16 protein-coding genes are annotated in these 17,210 nt (G+C 51.6%); 7 read left to right on the top strand and 9 right to left on the bottom strand.

Going from position 1 to position 17,210, the window contains the following annotated elements; all coding sequences use genetic code 11:
• Positions 1–21: 21 nt before the first annotated feature.
• Positions 22–1,011 carry a Gfo/Idh/MocA family protein gene (locus AC0YOB_RS05460; RefSeq protein ID WP_475791903.1) on the bottom strand — a complete coding sequence of 330 codons (990 nt, stop codon included), beginning with the start codon at positions 1,009–1,011 and terminating at the stop codon, positions 22–24.
• Between the two features lie 191 nt (positions 1,012–1,202).
• Here AC0YOB_RS05460 and AC0YOB_RS05455 point away from each other — a divergent pair, with 191 nt between their 5' ends.
• Complete coding sequence (locus tag AC0YOB_RS05455; RefSeq protein ID WP_475791902.1) at positions 1,203–2,768, top strand: S-layer homology domain-containing protein; 1,566 nt, start codon at positions 1,203–1,205, stop codon at positions 2,766–2,768.
• 52 nt (positions 2,769–2,820) lie between these two features.
• Here the strand turns inward: AC0YOB_RS05455 and AC0YOB_RS05450 are convergent, their stop codons facing one another.
• Positions 2,821–3,015, bottom strand: a complete 195-nt coding sequence (locus AC0YOB_RS05450) for a hypothetical protein (protein WP_475791901.1) — start codon at positions 3,013–3,015, stop codon at positions 2,821–2,823.
• 476 nt (positions 3,016–3,491) lie between these two features.
• On the opposite strand from AC0YOB_RS05450, the gene AC0YOB_RS05445 reads away from it, so the two are divergent.
• From AC0YOB_RS05445 to AC0YOB_RS05420, 6 genes are all read left to right on the top strand, one after another.
• Positions 3,492–3,752 (top strand): hypothetical protein, encoded by a 261-nt coding sequence (locus AC0YOB_RS05445; RefSeq protein ID WP_475791900.1) that lies wholly within the window; start codon positions 3,492–3,494, stop codon positions 3,750–3,752.
• Between the two features lie 348 nt (positions 3,753–4,100).
• Positions 4,101–5,159: a ubiquinol oxidase subunit II gene (gene cyoA / locus AC0YOB_RS05440; protein WP_475791899.1), complete on the top strand. Its 1,059-nt coding sequence runs from the start codon at positions 4,101–4,103 to the stop codon at positions 5,157–5,159.
• Positions 5,160–5,180: 21 nt separating this feature from the next.
• Positions 5,181–7,151 carry a cbb3-type cytochrome c oxidase subunit I gene (locus AC0YOB_RS05435; protein ID WP_475791898.1) on the top strand — a complete coding sequence of 657 codons (1,971 nt, stop codon included), beginning with the start codon at positions 5,181–5,183 and terminating at the stop codon, positions 7,149–7,151.
• On the top strand, positions 7,151–7,777 hold the full coding sequence (gene cyoC, locus AC0YOB_RS05430) for a cytochrome o ubiquinol oxidase subunit III (RefSeq protein WP_475791897.1): 627 nt from the start codon (positions 7,151–7,153) through the stop codon (positions 7,775–7,777). The genes AC0YOB_RS05435 and cyoC overlap by 1 nt, the downstream gene beginning before the upstream one ends.
• Before the next feature lies 1 nt (position 7,778).
• Positions 7,779–8,123 carry a cytochrome o ubiquinol oxidase subunit IV gene (cyoD, locus tag AC0YOB_RS05425; RefSeq protein ID WP_210040178.1) on the top strand — a complete coding sequence of 115 codons (345 nt, stop codon included), beginning with the start codon at positions 7,779–7,781 and terminating at the stop codon, positions 8,121–8,123.
• A gap of 247 nt (positions 8,124–8,370) precedes the next feature.
• Entirely contained in the window at positions 8,371–8,718 is a 348-nt protein-coding gene (locus tag AC0YOB_RS05420) for a winged helix-turn-helix transcriptional regulator (protein ID WP_475791896.1), read from the top strand.
• A gap of 213 nt (positions 8,719–8,931) precedes the next feature.
• Here AC0YOB_RS05420 and AC0YOB_RS05415 read toward each other — a convergent pair whose 3' ends face one another.
• The 7 genes from AC0YOB_RS05415 to AC0YOB_RS05385 form a co-directional block, all read right to left on the bottom strand.
• Entirely contained in the window at positions 8,932–9,750 is an 819-nt protein-coding gene (locus tag AC0YOB_RS05415) for an SDR family oxidoreductase (RefSeq protein WP_475791895.1), read from the bottom strand.
• Between the two features lie 253 nt (positions 9,751–10,003).
• Positions 10,004–11,437, bottom strand: coding sequence for an aldehyde dehydrogenase family protein (locus AC0YOB_RS05410; RefSeq protein ID WP_475791894.1), 1,434 nt, complete (start codon positions 11,435–11,437; stop codon positions 10,004–10,006).
• Positions 11,438–11,648: 211 nt separating this feature from the next.
• Positions 11,649–13,055, bottom strand: a complete 1,407-nt coding sequence (locus AC0YOB_RS05405) for an MATE family efflux transporter (protein ID WP_475791893.1) — start codon at positions 13,053–13,055, stop codon at positions 11,649–11,651.
• Positions 13,056–13,225: 170 nt separating this feature from the next.
• A complete protein-coding gene (locus AC0YOB_RS05400) occupies positions 13,226–14,233 on the bottom strand; it encodes a DUF3231 family protein (RefSeq protein ID WP_475791892.1) in 1,008 nt (335 codons plus the stop codon).
• 207 nt (positions 14,234–14,440) lie between these two features.
• Entirely contained in the window at positions 14,441–14,947 is a 507-nt protein-coding gene (locus tag AC0YOB_RS05395; RefSeq protein WP_475792308.1) for an MgtC/SapB family protein, read from the bottom strand.
• A 67-nt stretch (positions 14,948–15,014) separates the two neighbouring features.
• Positions 15,015–15,773, bottom strand: coding sequence for a glycerophosphodiester phosphodiesterase family protein (locus AC0YOB_RS05390; protein ID WP_475791891.1), 759 nt, complete (start codon positions 15,771–15,773; stop codon positions 15,015–15,017).
• Positions 15,774–15,860: 87 nt separating this feature from the next.
• Positions 15,861–17,204: an ABC transporter substrate-binding protein gene (locus tag AC0YOB_RS05385; protein ID WP_475791890.1), complete on the bottom strand. Its 1,344-nt coding sequence runs from the start codon at positions 17,202–17,204 to the stop codon at positions 15,861–15,863.
• Positions 17,205–17,210 lie beyond the last annotated feature (6 nt).

Here is a 17,210-nt window from a genome sequence, read left to right as displayed (position 1 = left end):
TGCCTGACGATTTGCTTTTGTTCATTCCTTGTTATCCAGATAAAATCCCTTCACGAGCTCGTCCATCACCCGATTCGTACGGGCCGCCGACTCCCCTGTGCTGGCGCAAACGCCCAATCCGAGCAAATCGTTAACCACCGTTTGAATAAGCGGCTGCTGGATGTGCTGCGGGGAATCGAACGGGAACTCTTCCGTTCCGCTTGCCGTGTCGAGCCGAATCGGTTCATGGCCGAATGTGGAGAAGCTCAGTCTGCCCTTCGAGCCGACAATCTCATTGCGGTCCTCCCGTGAAAAAGCGGAAAAACACCAGGTGCCCGTCCCGTGCGCGCCGTTCTCAAACCGGTATGTACCGGTGACGATATCCTCGATACCGGCAAACTTCCCCTGCTGATTGGATGCAATCCCCCTCGCTTCAGTGATGGGACCCAACAGAAAATCAAGGATATCAAGCGTATGACTGGCCAAATCGAAAAAAAGCCCGCCGCCCGAAAGCTCCGGCTGCAGCCGCCATGGAAGCTCGCCGCCTTCCGTTTGCGGAGCGGGCTGGTATTGCACCGTTGCCGCATAACGAACGTCGCCGATCGCGCCTGCTTCCAGCAGCTCCTTGACTTTAAGAAAGCGCGGCAGCGCCCGCCGGTAAAAAGCCACATACAGCGGCACCTGCGCTTCTCGGCAAGCCGCAATCATCGCGCTGCACTCGCCGCCGTTCAGCGCCATCGGCTTCTCCACATAAACCGGCTTGCCCGCCTTCGCCGCCGCGAGCGCATACTCCAGATGCGAGCCGGGAGGTGTCGCGATATACACCGCATCGACCTCCGGATCGTCGATTAATTCCTGCGCATCCGTATACCAGCGAGGCACGCCATGCCTTCGGGCGTAGTCTTCCGCGAGTCCTGCATTTCGCCGCATGACAGCGACGAGCTCCGAGCTTCCGGCTTTCTGGAAGCCAGGGCCGCTCTTGATTTCAGTGACATTGCCGCATCCAATGATGCCAAACCGTATCGTTTTCATGATGGATGACACTCCTCGTTTCAAATTAAAACCATTGCTCTATATTGTACCACGGTTAAAAGATTAAGCGCATACATAGGCGGATTCCTCCCATTCTGTTTATGGGGCCAATAACAGACCTCTTTTTCCATAATGTTATAAAGGTAATGGTTATCTATTTTTGCTATGCTTGTAACTTGGAGGAGATGAATGTGAAGAGATTGGCCGTTACTATTCTGGCACTTATTATTGCCTTTTCTTGGAATGTGCGGGCTGAAGCCGCCCAAGCAGTCTTTACTGATATAAATAAGAGTTTCGCAAAAAACGACATCCTGTCCCTTTATAATAAACAAGTCATTAACGGAACAGGCGACGGATTATTTGAGCCCTCCAAAACGGTCACCCGGGCGGAGTTCGTGAAGATGCTCGCAGGCGTGCTAGGCTTGGAGCAAGTACATAATTCGATCCCCGGCTTCGATGATGTCAAGAAATCGGCCTGGTTTTACGGATGGGTGTATGCTGCGAATAATCTAGGCCTCATTATTGGAAAGAGTGAAAAAAAGTTTGCTCCAAATGAAACGATAACAAGAGAAGAAGCGGCAGTTATTCTTGCAAGGGCAACCAGGCAGGCTCCCGTTTCACAAACAAATCCGTTCCTGGATGAAGCGTCCGTATCGCCTTGGGCAGCCGAATCAGTGAACGAAATCATCCATGCAGGCATTATGGGCGGCGACGGCCAATACTTCCACCCCGGGCAAAGCTTGACCCGTGAAGAAGCCGCGGCCATTTTGAACCGGATTTCGGACAAGCTCCGGACGGTCCCGCAAACACCTGCGCCTATTCAGATTGGATGGCAGTACATGGACAGTACGGCGGAATTTAAACAGCATGTTATGGAAAGTACAATCAACGTTATTTCTCCAAGATGGTTTTTTATGGGAAAGGATGGCGCTTTGACCGTTTCCGTTGAACCGGAGCTTGTGGAATGGGCGCATGCGAAGCAGAAAAAGGTATGGGCTCTTGTAGGGAATCGTTCGAATGCCGAGGTCCTCCATTTATTTTTAACCGTCTATAAAAATTCAGTTATTACGCAGCTTGTCAATTACGCATCACAGTATAAATTGGACGGATTCAACCTTGATTTCGAAAACGTGGACCCGGACGACCGGGATTTATTGACCGCATTCGTCAAAGACCTGGGAACCCGCCTCCATTCGGCCGGAAAAGTGATATCCATCGACGTGCCGCCGGATTCAAATACGGACTGGAGCCAGCCCTTTGATTATGCGGCATTAAGCGCAAGCGCTGATTACCTGGTTCTTATGGGTTATGAAGAGCATTGGGCAGGTTCGAGTGTAATGGGCTCGGTTGCCTCTCTCCCCTGGTTTATTCAAGGTGTGAAGCAGATCAACAAAAAAATTTCAACTCCTTCCAAATTGATTGTCGGCATGCCATTATTCACGAGAGATTGGCGTATCGAGGCAGGAAAGGTTCTATCGGAGGATATCGAGCTTCCTGATCAGGAGCAGCTGCTCCCCATCTTCTCATCGCTGAAATGGGATCCATCAGTAGGACAATATACAGCGGTATACACGAATAATCATATCATCCATAACATATGGCTCGAAGACAGCCGTTCTTTAACCTTGAAATATGTCCAGTCCTTGAATGAAAAAGCCGCCGGTTTCGCCTATTGGTATACCGGAGGTGCGACTGCGGACATTTGGGCAGCACTTCGAAACGCAAATCGCTTGAGCAAACTTCGCTTCGTATCATAACGAGACGCAGAAAAAAGCCTCCCGATCAGATGGGAGGCCCGCGCTTGAATTGTCATCTCTTGATAAAGAGGACGGTGGGATAGGAATTCGAATCGGACTCTTCTTCGGCGCTATCCGCCAGGCAGCCGCCAGGGCTGCATATTCCATGATAGGTTCTCACTCTGCTCGCATCCACCGTATCAATCAGCCTTCCGCAATATTGACAAACAATACTTCCCAAGTTGATTTGACCAGGCTTTGACAGCATAACCGAAACCCTCCCTAAGTTTTGTCCAGACAACTTCCCTGCGCTTTGCACGCGGATTATGCCCGATTCCATTTTTCCGTTTCCTTTTTTAACCTTCCAATAAGTTATATATAATACATATCATATAATTAAATAATACACAATATAAGAATTTTAAACTTAATATTGATCTTATTTATAAATGTAGAACATCATATATTTTATTATGCTCTTGAGCATAATAGAACTGCAGGATGGGTGCGCCGATTTAACTTTTACTTTCTCCTCAGCGTCCACAGGGGATTGTCTCCATGCCAAGAGACCGGTTTCGCATAACCGTTACAGAGGTAATACATCAGCAGATGCCGCTTTTAAAGAAAGTGTCTGTTTTATGATCAAAATTTGAACATTTTTTGAACGCAAACGCTTTATTGGTGTTATAATAAGAAGAAAGCACATTTGCAAACCTTACTAACTAAATGAGGAAGTGAATTTATATGTCGACAAAAACGGCAGTCGCTGAACGGCAGACAGCTCGGGAAGGAAAATCTTTGTTCTTCGCGATGCATGTCGCTTCATGGGTGGCCCTTTGTGTAGGTGTTGTCTTATGTCTCATTGATATCGGGCACTTCAGCGACAATAACGTGCTGCTGATGATGGGTATCGGTTTTCTGGTTGGCAGTGTATTCACGTACACGATCGGCACGGCCATGAACCTCGTTCACAAACGGAAATCCGAGGCGGAGAATGATTTGTAGACAGAACGCCCCCTTGCAGGCTGCTTCCATTAATGGAAGCAGCCTTTTTCCATTTCTTTAGGCCCTTCACTTCAGAAGAGAATGACTTTTATGCAGCCGGGTGCAGCGGTCCTTTTCGTACAGTTGGATTGAGGGTAAATTTTACATAAGTCTGAATTGCGTCGAAATGTTGAACGAATTATTACGGAAATTCGACGGTCTGATGACGCCTTTGTTAACAAGCGATACGCAGGAAAGAGAACATGTTATTATTTTCACAAGGGTTCAATTTTGTGATAATTATCCTACTGGGGGGGAATCCTCGCTGATAGGATGGGTAAGATGGGAATGTAGGGAGATGAGAAAAAGATGAACGTAGCGAAAGGTATTCGGCATCTTGCCGTGATCGGCCTGTTGACCGTAAGCACGGTCATGGCTTCCGGCTGTACCAACATGGTCGTATTCGACCCGAAAGGCCCGATTGGCGAACAGCAGCGGGATTTGATCTACTTCGCAATGCTGCTCTGCCTCGTCATCGCGGTTCCGGTGATCGCAATTACAGCATGGATCGTATGGCGTTACAGGGATAAGCCCGAGAGCAAGGCGTCCTATCAGCCAAGATGGGAGCACAGTACGAAGCTGGAGATTATCTGGTGGGGAATTCCCATTCTCGCAATCGCCCTGCTGGCGGTAGTGACCAGCATCTATACGCACAGGCTGGATCCCGCCAAGCCGCTGAAGTCGGATGCTGCGCCCATTACGGTTCAGGTTACCTCGCTGGACTGGAAATGGCTGTTCCAGTATCCGGAGCAGGGCATCGCGACCGTTAATACATTGGTTATTCCCGAAGATACGCCCGTCAAGTTCGAGCTGACGTCCGATGGACCGATGAACTCATTCTGGGTGCCGCAGCTTGGCGGGATGATCTATACCATGTCCGGCATGCAGACGACGCTGCATTTGCAGGCGGATGAGCCAGGCGAATATCTTGGTACGGGCGCGAATTTCACCGGACGCGAGTTTGCCAAGATGGCCTTCACGACCAAGGCCGTCAAGCGCAGCGATTTTGATGTCTGGGTGACGGACGTCAAGGCAAAAGGCGGCGCGCTGACGGACGATTCGTACCAGCAGCTGGTTAAGCCGGGTACCTCCCCTATTCTTACCTATGCCTCCGTTTCCGACGGTCTGTTCCAGCGCATCGTACATAACTACTCGATGTCGCGCGGCGCAGAGGGCGGCCTTGGCCGCAAGGCAACGACGCTCAGCGAGCTGCATGCGGAAGAGGATGAAGGCGGCCAGCTGGCGCCCGATCTGAACCCGCAGCCGGGAACGAACGAAGGCATGGAGGACATGGATATGGATATGGATATGGATATGAATATGGAGCACGAAGACGCCGATGCCGCAGGTACGGGTCATAACCACTAGAAAAGGGAGGCATCCACGCATATGTTCGAACAAATCAAAGACTTTCTGTCCTGGTTTTTCGTGACGGGCGATCCGCTTATATACGGAGCGGACGTCGCGATCGCCATGACGACCATCGCCATCGTGTTCGCATTAACGGTCTTTAAGAAATGGGGCTGGCTGTGGAGTGAATGGCTCACTACCGTCGACCACAAGAAGGTCGGCATCATGTATATCATTGCCTCCCTGCTGATGCTGTTCCGCGGCGGCGTCGACGCGCTGATGATGCGGACGCAGCTCGCCTTTCCGGACATGAAATTCCTGACGCCGGAGCATTATAATCAAGTGTTTACAACGCATGGCGTCATCATGATTCTTTTCATGGCAATGCCCCTTATGTTCGGTTTGTTCAACATTGCAGTGCCGCTGCAGATCGGAGCGCGCGACGTCGCCTTCCCGTTCCTGAACTCGCTCAGCTTCTGGCTGTTCTTCATCGGCGCAATGCTGTTCAATATGTCATTTATCATCGGAGGCTCGCCGGACGCAGGCTGGCTGTCGTATCCACCGCTGTCGGAGATAACGGGAAGCCCCGGCGTCGGCCAGGACTTCTATATCTGGGGTATCCAGATTTCCGGTATCGGGTCGCTAATGACAGGCATCAACTTTGTCGTCACGATTATCAAAATGCGCGCTCCCGGCATGACCTGGTCGAAGGTGCCGATGTTTACGTGGTCCGTGCTAACGAGCAGCATCACGATCATCTTCGCCTTCCCGATTCTGACCATTACGCTGGCGCTGCTGTTTCTTGACCGCTTCCTCGGCGCTCACTTCTTCACCATGGACGGCGGCGGCAACGCCATGATGTATGTCAATCTGATCTGGATGTGGGGACATCCGGAGGTTTATATCGTTGTCCTGCCGGCCTTCGGCATATTCTCGGAGATTGTCTCGACATTCTCCAAAAAGCGGCTGTTCGGCTATAAATCCATGGTATTCGCCATGATGAGCATCAGCCTGCTGTCATTCTTCACATGGCTTCATCATTTCTTCACGATGGGCTCCGGCGCGAACGTCAATACGTTCTTCGCCATCTCGACTATGATTATCGCGATTCCTACAGGTGTAAAAATCTTCAACTGGCTGTTTACGATGTACCGCGGCCGTCTCAGCTTCTCGACGCCGATGCTTTGGACAATCGCCTTCATACCGTGCTTCGTCATCGGCGGAATGACCGGGGTGCTCCTGTCGGTCGCGCCTGCGGATTTCCAATTTCATAACAGCTACTTCCTGATCGCCCATTTCCATCAGGTGCTGATCGGCGGCGTCGCCTTCGGCTACTTCGCGGGCCTGTATTACTGGTGGCCAAAAATGTTCGGCTTCAAGCTGAACGAGAAACTTGGCAAATGGGCCTTCTGGATCTGGAATATCGGCTTCTACGTCTGCTTCATCCCGCAGTACTTCGTCGGTCTGGACGGCATGACGCGGCGCGTCAGCTCCTATGGCTGGGATACCGGCTGGTGGGGACTCAACTTCACATCGACAATCGGCGGCTTCCTGATGGGACTTGGCTTCCTGTTCCAGGTGTGGCAGATTGCCCACAGCATCAAGTTCATGGAGAAGGATACGACGGGCGATCCGTGGAACGGCCGCACGCTGGAATGGTCGATTCCTTCACCGGCGCCGCTGTACAACTTCGCGGTGATCCCGGTCGTCACGGACCGCGAGCCTTGGTGGGAAGAGAAGGAGCGTCTGGCTGCCGGTCACGCGCCTCTTCCCAAGCCGCCGCTCGAGCCGATCCATTATCCCAAGAACTCGGCGATTCCGTTCATCCAGGCCGCCTGTTGGTTTCTTGTCGGCTTCGGCCTCGTGTTTCATTGGCTGTGGATTGCTATCCCGGGCTTCATCGGCGTCGTAGCTACGATGCTGGCACACTCGTTCAACTACAACACCGAGTATACTATTCCGGTGGACGAAATCAAACGCACAGAAGCTGCGGCTAGGAGGTCTTCCTGATGGCACACGCCGGCAATCATACTCAAGCACAGGTCCACTCGCATGCGGACGGCCATGACGGACATGTCAATCAGGAGGAGCTTCGCCAGTTCGGCTTCTGGATCTTCCTGATCACCGACTGTGTTCTGTTCGCTACGCTGTTTGCAACATATGTGGTGCTGCACGGCAATCACGCGGGTGGTCCCGGTCCGAAGGAAATATTCGAAATGCCTGGCATTATCGCCGAAACGTTTATCCTGCTGACCAGCAGCTTCACCAGCGGTCTGGCGGTGCTGGCAATGAACGCCGGCAACCGCAAAGGTCTCATCGGCTGGCTGATCGTTACCGTGCTGCTGGGCGCAACTTTTATCGGACTTGAAGTGACCGAGTTTCTGAAGCTCATTCATGAAGGCCACACAATCAGCTCCAGCGCATTCTTCTCCAGCTTCTTCGTACTGGTCGGCACGCACGGCATTCACGTTACAGTCGGCATCGTCTGGATTACAGGCATCATGATTCAGCTCGCCCGCTACGGCATCACGCCCGTTACGCGGCGCAAGGTGAACATTACGAGCCTGTACTGGCATTTTCTCGATGTCGTCTGGATATTCGTCTTCACGATCGTTTATCTGATGGGGGTGATGTGACATGGCACAGCACAGCGGAGGCGCACACGACGCGCATGGCAGTCACGGACACGAAGGCGGTCACGGCTCGCTGAAGTCCTATACGATCGGCTTCCTCCTCTCCATCGTTCTGACGATTATCCCGCTTATGGTCGTACTGAACGGATGGCTTGAAGGCACATCGGCACGGGTTCTGCTGATCGGAACAGCCATCCTGCAGTTTGCGGTCCAACTCCTCTTCTTCATGCATCTGCGCGATGAGAAAGGGCCGCGCTACAACCTGATGACCCTGATCTTCGGCCTCGTCATTGTCATTACGATCGTTGCCGGTTCGGTCTGGATCATGACTAACAATAAAATGTATTGATCTATGGCATGCAAATCCTCCCTGGACACGTTCCGCTCTGCGGCGTGTGTCCGGGGCTTTTTTTTGGCGGAAAACGTTTTGATTCTAAATAGGTTGTCCCAATTTGCCCCTCCCGAATCCTCCAAAGCACTCCGGCCAAAGGGCAAGGACTCTCCCCTTTCGTTTATTAAATGTGAGTTCAAATCTGCAGTGAACTATGGTACATTTGAAAAACAGCTTCAAAAAATGAACCGTGGAGGTAGTACTCATGATTAATCAGGCATGCTCCGGCTCCATAGAACCGATTCTGAAGATCCTGGAAGGCAAATGGACGCTTCTCATTCTGCGCGATTTATTTAACGGCATTAAACGATTCGGGGAATTGCGGCGTTCGCTGCAGCCGATTAGCCCGAAAACGCTGACCGATCGATTGCGTCTGCTGGAGGAACAAGGAATCGTTACGCGTACCCTCTACCCTGGTGTGCCTTTGCATGTCGAATATGAGCTTACCGAACGCGGGCGGCGTCTCCAGCCTATTTTCGCTGCCATGTGGGAGTGGTCTCAGTTGGAAAATTCGTGCCCTGCCGAAGAGTTAAGCGGCAGCAGCATAACATAATCCCCGTCTGCGGCCAGACGGGAAGGACTCTTCTACTTGCCTGATATGGTGCTTATCGCCCGTGCATATCAGCAAGAAACTGATTAAAAATAAAAGGAGCTCCACAGGCATCCGTAACTTGCAAATTCAATATGCGCATACTTCCATCTCAATAAAAAAAAGCCGCGATGTAGTACGCGACTTTTAATCAGCTTCAGGTTTTTCGGCAGCTTATTACTTATAACTTTGCGCGATGGTCTCCAGGTATTCCTCAATCGGCACCGAGTTTCGAAGCGCCATCAGCCCGCTGCCCGCGTCACCGATCAGGGTGCGGAATTTCTTGCTCTCCCCCGTTGCCTGAGCAGCAATGGCGTCAACGATAACCTGAGGATCGTCCAACTGGCTGCTGTCCGTATTTTCCATCAGATTCTCGACCTTATTCATCAAATCATCGTAAGCCGTAATGCTGGCATCTTTATTCCAGGTTATATTTTCTAGGAAATTATTGCCTTCCGAGCCGCCCTGCTCAATCAGTCTAAGCTCGATATTCAGCGGCTTCAGCTCGTAATACAGACCTTCCGTTAAGCCTTCCAGGGCAAATTTGGACATATTGTAAAGCGATCCGAGCGGTACGGCTGTCGTCACTCCCATGAAGGAACTGATGTTGATAAACATGCCGCCGCCATTAGCTCTGAAATGAGGTAAAAATTTACGGATTACATTAATCGTACCGCGCGTATTAACGGCAAACTGCCAGTCGATGGCATCCTCTTTGGCTAATTCCAGCGGGCCGTAAGTACCCATGCCGGCGTTATTTACAACGACATCGATTTTACCGAAGGCGGCAACCGCCTGTTCGACGGAAGCTGCAACCTGTTCAAGGTTTGTAACATCAAGCTTGAAGATTTTTATGTTGTCATATTGAGTAAGTTCCGTTTCTTTCTCCGGTGTTCTCATTGTAGCTGCGACGTTCCAGCCCAGCTTGGCAAAATGAATGGCTGTTAATTTACCCAGGCCTGAACTGGTTCCCGTAATAAAGATTGTTTTATTCATTGTTATTCCTCCAAATTGTTTTTTTGATCCGACCTTAAATCGAACATTCATTCTAACCATGCTTCAAAATACCCCTTGATGCGTAACCAGCTGCCGCCTACAACTGAACGTTCGTTCTAATCATATAGCATCACAAATAAAACGTCAATCCATTACGCTCAACTCACAATGGTTACCAATGAAGTATTGGAATTATCTTGTTAAAAAAAGCCAAACCCCGGTTGATTCCAAGGTTTGGCTGTAAGCATGAGATTTAAACAAGAAGCGCGTCATGGCCGATGATGGCTTTCGGCTCCAAATATTCTTCGATGCCGAAAGTGCCATGCTCCCTGCCGATTCCGGATTGCTTGAACCCGCCGAAGGGCGCTTTGGGCTCGTCATGCAGGCCATTGACGGATATTCGTCCCGCGACGATCTGCTCGGCCACACGGTTTGCCCGCTCCAGACTGCCCGAGCTGACAAAGGCTTGCAGGCCGTAAGAGGTGTCATTCGCGATCTCAACCGCCTCCTCTTCGGTCTTGTAGGTCAGGATGACCAGAACCGGACCGAACACTTCTTCCCGGGCAATGGCCATGTCGTTCGTTACATTGGCGAATACCGTCGGCTTGACGAAATATCCCCCTTCAAGCCCTTCCGGGCTACCTTCCCCACCGGCTACCAATTCGGCTCCGGCTTCGATGGCCTGCCGGATATAACGCTGCACCGTGTCATACTGCTTCTGGTTTACCATTGGACCAATAAGGGACGTCTTGTCCGACAGATTGCCTACTTTTACGGCGTCGATCGCTGCTTTGATCAGCCGCTTGACTTCTTGCAGACGGGATTCCGGAACGATCAGACGAGTACCTGCCAGGCATGCCTGGCCGCTGTTGATGAATCCGGCGCTTACCGCGAGCGGAATCGCTTTGGTAAAATCGGCATCGTCCAAAATGACGTTAGGCGATTTGCCGCCCAGCTCCAGCGTCACTCTTTTCAATTGTTCCGCCGCTCCCTTGGCGATCATTTTCCCGACCCGTGTAGAGCCTGTAAAGGCCATTACCGCTATATCCGGATTATGCGTCATCTCTTCGCCCACGACTTCTCCCCTGCCATTCACAATGTTGATGACACCGGCCGGAATGCCGGCTTCATGAATGCATTCTGCGAATAACTGCGTCTGAATGGCGCTGAGCTCGCTTGGCTTCAAAACCACTGTACAGCCTGCCGCAAGGGCAGGGGCGAGCTTATTGGCAATATGAGTCGAATTCGCATTCCAGGGCGTAATCGCACCTACGACTCCAAGCGGCTCCATGTGTACCTTGGCTTTGCCCGCGAATCTTGTAAATTCATATTCCTCGGCAACCTCTTTTGTATGCAGAAAGGCATCAGCCGCGAGCTTGGTCAACATCGTGGCAACGGAAACCGGAGCGCCGTATTCCTCGATTGTTGCCTGCGTCAGCTGGTCGAATTTGTTCATCAATGCATCATGCAGCCGCTGCAGCATGTCGGTACGCTCTTTTACAGTTGTTTTGGAATAGGTTTTAAACGCCGCTTTGGCTGCCGCAATCGCGAGCCGGGTATCCTGGGCATTTCCCAAAACGACCCTGCCTATCACCTGCTTGTTAGCGGGATTAATGAGCTCCAGCTCTTCCGTACCCAGCGGTTTCACGAATTGGCCGTTGATATAGATCTGATCGATGATTATCACGTCAAGTTTCCTCCCGGGAATATTATTTTGAAAAAATGCCGCCGATAACTTATCTATTATCTTCGGCACAAGCACAGCATAAACCTTAAAGTTAACTTTAAGTCAAGCAGTTAATAATTACCCTGTGCTTTCAGTCGGGCAGGAGGATCTTGACAAACCGCCGGATAATACAGCAAATCAATCTATATAGCTTGCTCGTTCATGATGCATCTCATGCGGAAGCTGCTCCGCCTGCCGCCTGCAGCAGCCGCGCTTTTTTCCAGCCCCCGTACCTGTAATAAAGGGCGGTCAACACCGTGGCGATGGCGAAGCTGATCGGGAAGCTCCACCACATCGCATCGAATCCATAGTGGCTGCCGAGGAAGGAAGCAAGCGGGATACGGACGATCAAGAGGGCGATGAAGGACACGATCAACGGCACGACTACCGAACCAGATGACCGGATAACCCCGGCCATGACGTTGAATACGCCGAATATGATAAAGGACCATAGTGTAATATTGTTGATATGCACACCGATATCGATGGCCTTGCCCTCCTGCGGCAAGAACAGGCCGAGCGCTTCACGGTTGAACAGATGCAGGCCAAGGACGAGCACTCCTGTCAGCAGCACGTTAAAGCCGACACCTGACCACGTAATGCGTGAAACGCGGTCCCACCGTCCGGCCCCGATATTTTGCGAAGCCATCGAGGTGACTGCGCCTCCCACAGCCAGTGCAGGCATCTGGACATAGCTTGAGATCTGGTTGGCAATGCCGAAGGCCGCCGTCGCCTCGGAGCCGTAAGCGTTGACATAATGAATGAGAATCAGGTTGCTGAGCGACACCACCACCATGTTCAGTCCCATCGGCAGCCCCTTCTGGATAAGGGTCTTGATGACCAGCCAGTCCATACGGAGCAGATGCAGATCATTCCGGGTCAGCCGCAGAAAGTATTTCTTCCCGTACAGGTAGAGGACAAGCAGGACGAAGCTGATCGATTGGGCGATCAGCGTAGCCAGAGCCGAGCCCGCAATACCGAGCTTGGGAAACGGGCCAAAGCCCTGGATCAGCAGCGGGTTAAGCGCAACGTCAAGCACGGCGGACAGCAGCAGGAAATAAAAAGGCGTCTTGGAGTCGCCCGAGCCCCGCAGCACGGCCATGATGAGATTGAATCCGAACATGAACGGGACGCCGGCAAAAATAATGCGCGTATAGGATATTGCAAGCGTTTTGGCGTCCGCCGGAGTATTGAGCAGATCAAGAATGGCTGGCGAGAAAATCACGCCGATGGCTCCGATAATTATGGATAAGATCACGAAAAATACCGTACTGGTGCCGACTACCTTCTTGGCGTCCTGAACCCGCTGGGCCCCCAGATTTTGTCCAACCAGGATGACTGCCGCCATGGAAATTCCAAATATGGCGCTGATCAAAAAAAACATGATGAGATTGGCGTTGGACGTCGCGGCCAGTGCCGTTTCACCGAGAAACTTGCCGACCCAAACCGAATTGATGGAGCCGTTCAGCGCCTGAAGCACGTTGCCAAGTAAAATCGGCAGTGAAAAGACAAATAATGTTTTGGCGATTGGCCCTTCCGTCAGGCTGGGCCGGGCTGCTTTTTGCTGAGAGGATGTCATTGTGCGTTCGTCTCCTTATCCGTTCTTCTTGCGGCGCCAGGCGCCCTATTGGTTTATTGTACAACATTGGGCTGGACAAGTGGGCATTAAGGTAAACAAAAAAAGCCGCAAATCTGCGACTTCTTAAGGATTCATGCCCCAGGAATTAGGAGAAGTGGAGCGCAAGATATCTACACGCCCGCAAGTTTTTTCCGGTTTGGCGCATGCGGCGGCTCCTCCATCCATCCCCGCTCGATCAGCAAATCCATGCCATCCTTGCCATATTTCATCACTTCCACCAGAAGCTTGGAATACTCTACGGTCAAATCCGTTCTCGTTGCGGTCGACAGCGAACGCCCCAGGAAGGAAACGGCCGCTGAATTGGTCAATGTGATGATCCCCAATATCAACCGCTCGGAAAATGGCGAAACGGTCGATGTTGTGACATCCGTATTAACCATATTGTTTCCCAGCAGGTCATCCTGGATCAAGATTTCATTTAAAAATTCAATATGCTTGTTAGCCAGCTTTTTCCCCCGCAATAAATATTCCTTGATCTTGTCGTCCCGAATGATCTGCGAAAATCCCGTCAGCAGTATTACGGCATAATTATTTCGCTCGAGATTGAAGAAGATGTCGGAAATCTCCAACACATTTAACGGCCGCTTCGGCTTGAACCATTCGGTGAGCATTCCTGGTTTTTCATTCATGAAGCTCACCTGCTCGGGATACGGGATGAAGGCTGGCCGATCGTAAATGCCCTTGGAGAGCATCAGGTCCGTCGTTTTATTGAACATCTCCAATGAAAATTGCATCCAGTCCGAGAATAACATGCGGATATCTTCCCGTGCAGCGCTGGTCGTATAGGCAGAATACGAAATTAAATCCATCCGGCTGACCGAATAAACATAACTAAGCGGGAAAAGGCCGAAGAACAAGGAAGGTGCGGACAAGTCCACATCATCATCGTTGTACCCTCTGGGGACCGGGAATTTTTCTTCTGTGAATATATGCGTGATGTTCTTCAAATGGGCCTGGTATCTTTTTAATGATTCTTCAAGTAATGAGCGAGCTTCTTTATCCTCCAGATATTTCAAAAAATATTGGGACAGGCAGATCGCCATGCTGCAGCTGATATAGGCAGACCACAGAGCGGCAATCTCCGAAGCAGTCAATCCGACCTTCTGTTTCGTGCGCATAGAACACGCTCCTCGGCAAGTTTTTCTTAATATGTGCCTCCTGCCGCTGCAATATGTGATCATCCTGTCTATAAGCTAATCCATATTTGATAACTTCTGTCAAAATACGAAGCTGATTGTGCAATGAATGAAAACTTAAAAAATATTCATAATTTTATATCAGTTTACTTGCAGGATGCTCCTTCATTACTCTTAACCTTCTCGCCTTCATAACGTCAACTCTTCCCCGTTCTCCCCATATACATTTTTGGAGCGCACGAACTTGCGTTTCTCCACGAAATTTCCGAGCCTTGCCATCAGCATCGTTACGACGACGGTGAAGATGACCATCCCGTAGAAGCCGGCGCCGATTCCGATTCCGACTCCGCCGACGAACAATATCATGGCCGCTGAGGTCAGCCCCTTCACCTGCAGGCCATTTTTGAGAATGACGCCCGCGCCCAGGAATCCGAGACCCGACACAATCTGCGCGGCCAGACGCATGGGATCCATCATGGTCCGCAGATTGCCGGTGCTGTATTTCTCCACGCTGTATATGGAGGTGAGCGTAATGAGCGTACTGGCGACGCAGACGTACATATAGGTTTTCAAGCCTGCCGGCTTGCTCTTCGACTCGCGGTCCCAGCCGATCAGAAATCCGAGCAGCGCGCTGAGCGACACCCGAATATACATCTCAATATGCTGAAACAGATGCATTTTGACGCTCACGAGCATACTGTCCAACTAAAGCCCACTCCCTTCGTTTGACGCATTATGTCGAAGCAGCCTTGCGCCGGCGTGTTCACCCCGAATTGCGGACGATATTCAGCGCTGGCACCGGATTGTTGCATGTCATCAGCGTCGCGCCGCATTCCAGCGCATAACGGACCTGATCCTCATCATCCGGGCAATAGCACCAGGCCAGCAGCCCCATCCCGCGGAATTGGCGCACAATATCCGGCGTAAGCTGTTTCATGCTGATCCCTACCGCCCACATCTTGGAATAGGTTCCGGCGGGTCCGGCAACGAAATTTCTCATATTCTCACCCGGGAATCCCTGCGTTCTCAGTCCGTAACGATCATGGATATGAGCAATGACGTCCGCATCGAAGCTGGTGAATACGCAGCGTTCCAGGTATCCGTACTTCCCGAGCTCAACAATCGCAGCATCGGCAACCTCCCGGCTGTCCGCGGCAGGCTTGATCTCCACATTCAGCAAAACATCCGGGAACCGCTTCAATAGCCCGCACAACGCGGTTAAAGTCGGAATCCGCAGCCCCGCGAATTCACCGCCGAACCACCCTCCCGCATCCAGCCGGTCCAGCTCCACCATCGTAAAGTCACTCACACTTCCGGAGCTGTCGGTCGTGCGGTCTACGGTCTCATCGTGGACGATGACGACTTCCCTGTCCCGGGAGAACCGCAAATCGAACTCCAGCATATCGGCGCCAAGCTCCAGCGCCTTCGTGAATGCCAGAAGCGTATTCTCCGGATAAGCAGATTTATAGCCGCGGTGTCCGGCAACGATAACCCTGGAATCATCCTGCAGACGTTCTATCATCCCGCATTCCTCCCTTATCTGCCAATTTTAAAAGTGATGCGGCGCGGCAAGCGTTATGCCGCCGCCGCATCGGTTCCATTCCATCCGTTACTGGGCGAGAATCCGCTCTGTTTCTTTCTTGAAGGTGTCAAGCGTTGAAGGAATATCTTTGCTGTCGTACATAATGGCTTCGATTGCGGAGAAAAATTCATGCATGATTTCCGGCCAGGCGACATCCTTGTTCGTATCGACGGCATATTGAAGCTGATCGTATGCCACCTTGCGGTTCGGCTCCTTGGACCATAGATCCTGGATCTCCTGGGATTCCGCCATCTTCTTCGTGAAAGGCAGATAACCGGAATCGAGAATAAACTGCAGACCGCCGTCCGGGTCATCCATCAGGTAACGGATAAATTCCCATGCCGCATCCTTATGCTTGGAGCCGGACAGCATGGAGACGTTGGCGCCTCCCGTCGGGCTGGCATAATTTTGATCCTGCGGCAGGAAAGCAGTCACATAATCAAAGTCGACTGTTTCCTTGAGGCTTCCGATCGTCCCTGTGGACTGGAACATCATGCCGACCTTGCCCTCCAGAAACATCTGGTTGACGATATTTCCGGAATCCTGCGCAGGCGGATAATACAGGGCGCCGGTATTCTGGAGATTCTTCAAATATTGAAACACCTTGACGCCCACGCCATTGTCCATGAAACCAAGGGATGTATTGTCATCATTGAAAAATTGGCCTTCCGCCTGCGAAATAAGAGCGATCGGATACCAGGTGTCGTAGGGCATCGTCAGACCGTAGCGCTTATACTCGCCGTTCTCTTTGACGACCAGCGCATTGGCCGTCTTCTTCATTTCCTCCCAAGTTGCGGGAATGGGCAGCCCCAGCTCGTCGAGCAGCGTTTTGTTGACATGCAGAATGGGGGTCGAACGGTTAAAGGGCAGCGACACAAGCTTGTCGTTGAACACGGAATGTCCCATCAAGCCCGGCGTGAAGTCGTCGGCGCTCATATTCGACTTATCCAGGTAAGGGGTCAGATCCTCCAGCACATCCGAATCCGCGAAGAGCTCCACATAGGCACGCTCAAGCATGCTTACATCCGGAGCGGTATCGGCAGAAACCGCCTGCTGCAGTTTGGTAACGGTTTCATCATAACCCCCCTGAAAGGTACCGACCACTTCGATATTGTCATGGCTTGCGTTGAAGCGCTGAATCAATGAATCCAAATACTCGCCGTTCTTGCCGCCTACCGAATGCCAGAACTGCACGGTGGTCTTCTCCCCTGAAGCGGAATCATCGGGAACAGTCGCATTTGCCGCTGGCGCATTGGAATTCCCCGTGTCCGAGCCTGCTGCTTGATTCTCCGGATTCCCGCCGCTGCAAGCTGCCAGCAGGCTGGCAAATAAGGCAATGATGAGTGCAAGGCTTGCTGCTCTATTGCGCATTGCTAA

It is taken from the genome of Paenibacillus sp. JT31N17 (genome assembly GCF_056269255.1).
Note: the sequence above shows the minus strand (reverse complement) of the source record. Positions and strands in the feature narration are given on the sequence as shown.

Coding starts and splice junctions, on each gene's coding strand:
- cyoD (WP_210040178.1), top strand. CDS start 7,779: ATGGCACAGCACAGCGGAGGCGCACACGACGCGCATGGCAGTCACGGA.
- AC0YOB_RS05400 (WP_475791892.1), bottom strand. CDS start 14,233: ATGCGCACGAAACAGAAGGTCGGATTGACTGCTTCGGAGATTGCCGCT.
- AC0YOB_RS05385 (WP_475791890.1), bottom strand. CDS start 17,204: ATGCGCAATAGAGCAGCAAGCCTTGCACTCATCATTGCCTTATTTGCC.
- AC0YOB_RS05415 (WP_475791895.1), bottom strand. CDS start 9,750: ATGAATAAAACAATCTTTATTACGGGAACCAGTTCAGGCCTGGGTAAA.
- AC0YOB_RS05460 (WP_475791903.1), bottom strand. CDS start 1,011: ATGAAAACGATACGGTTTGGCATCATTGGATGCGGCAATGTCACTGAA.
- AC0YOB_RS05395 (WP_475792308.1), bottom strand. CDS start 14,947: ATGCTCGTGAGCGTCAAAATGCATCTGTTTCAGCATATTGAGATGTAT.
- AC0YOB_RS05420 (WP_475791896.1), top strand. CDS start 8,371: ATGATTAATCAGGCATGCTCCGGCTCCATAGAACCGATTCTGAAGATC.
- cyoC (WP_475791897.1), top strand. CDS start 7,151: ATGGCACACGCCGGCAATCATACTCAAGCACAGGTCCACTCGCATGCG.
- AC0YOB_RS05445 (WP_475791900.1), top strand. CDS start 3,492: ATGTCGACAAAAACGGCAGTCGCTGAACGGCAGACAGCTCGGGAAGGA.
- cyoA (WP_475791899.1), top strand. CDS start 4,101: ATGAACGTAGCGAAAGGTATTCGGCATCTTGCCGTGATCGGCCTGTTG.
- AC0YOB_RS05390 (WP_475791891.1), bottom strand. CDS start 15,773: ATGATAGAACGTCTGCAGGATGATTCCAGGGTTATCGTTGCCGGACAC.
- AC0YOB_RS05435 (WP_475791898.1), top strand. CDS start 5,181: ATGTTCGAACAAATCAAAGACTTTCTGTCCTGGTTTTTCGTGACGGGC.
- AC0YOB_RS05450 (WP_475791901.1), bottom strand. CDS start 3,015: ATGCTGTCAAAGCCTGGTCAAATCAACTTGGGAAGTATTGTTTGTCAA.
- AC0YOB_RS05405 (WP_475791893.1), bottom strand. CDS start 13,055: ATGACATCCTCTCAGCAAAAAGCAGCCCGGCCCAGCCTGACGGAAGGG.